Source organism: Mesorhizobium sp. P5_C1 (assembly GCF_054049815.1).
The window spans coordinates 1-1,057 of the sequence record NZ_JBFULQ010001075.1 but is presented as its reverse complement, the minus strand read 5'-3'; the positions used below and the strand labels follow the sequence as shown (position 1 = coordinate 1,057).

At 60.3% G+C, this 1,057-nt stretch carries 1 protein-coding gene; it reads left to right on the top strand.

Annotated features, from left to right (window positions below):
- Nucleotides 1-1,057: oligosaccharide flippase family protein (locus ACXJ7R_RS33980; protein WP_457155613.1), on the top strand; the 1,057-nt coding region annotated here is incomplete at both ends.

Genomic DNA, 1,057 nt, shown 5'->3' with positions numbered 1-1,057 from the left:
GTTCTACAGCGAGCCGACCCCCATCCCCTACTTCAGGGTTGTCGCGGCCTGTCTTTTTCTCGACACCTCCTTAACCCTGATAACCGCGTTGCTGCGGAGGGAAATGTCCTTCGGCAAGGTTGCGGCCATCGACATAGTGGCAGCGGTGACGAACTCCGCGGCGACGATCATCCTGGCACTGGCGGGCTTCAGCTACATGAGTTTCGTCTGGGCGTGGTTGATCGGCAGCGGTCTTGCTGCAGGCCTCGCCTTCGTCCTATGGCCCCACTTCTGGATGTTCAAACCGTCCCTCGCCAACTGGCGAGGAATGGTTTTGTTCGGCGGATACAACGGCGCCATCGCCATTCTTTTCCGCATCTTTGACGCGCTGCCCCTACTCCTGCTCGGCCGCTTCATATCGCCGAATGCTGCAGCTTTGTTCAGCAGGACTCTCTGGATCGGCCAGATACCCGACAAGTTGGTTATCGGAGGCGCCATGGCGGTCGTGCTGCCCGCCTTCTCGGCCGAGGTCAGGCAAGGCAGGGATTTGAAACGTCCCTATCTATCCGCCCTTTCCCTCATCACCGCGCTCCACTGGCCGGCGCTCCTCGTGCTGTCGGTTTTGGCGTACCCGACCGTGAACATCGTGCTTGGTCACCAGTGGACCGAGGTCGCGCCGCTGGTGCAAATCGTCGCAATCGCGTTGCTGTTCTCCTTCAGTTTCGAACTCAATTACCCCGTAATGGTTGCGATGGGGGCGATCCGCGACTTGTACATCCGCGCGCTGATCGCCTTCCCAATTTCGGGCATTCTCCTCGCCGCAGCCATTGTCTTCGGCGGATTGCAGGCAGCCGCCTGGTGCATGCTAGTGACTGTTCCTTTCCAGGCATATATTGCCCTGAGCTTCGTCCGGCGCAGCCTGGGACTTGGACGCATGGAGATCGCCGCAGCGCTTGGCAAAAGTGCTGTCGTTGCCTTCGCGAGCGCTGTCCCTCCCCTCGCAGCAGTGGGGATTTCCGGTTCCGGCTTCGAGCTCTCCAATATGGAAGCCATTGCGGCGGGACTGTTGGCGTTCGGG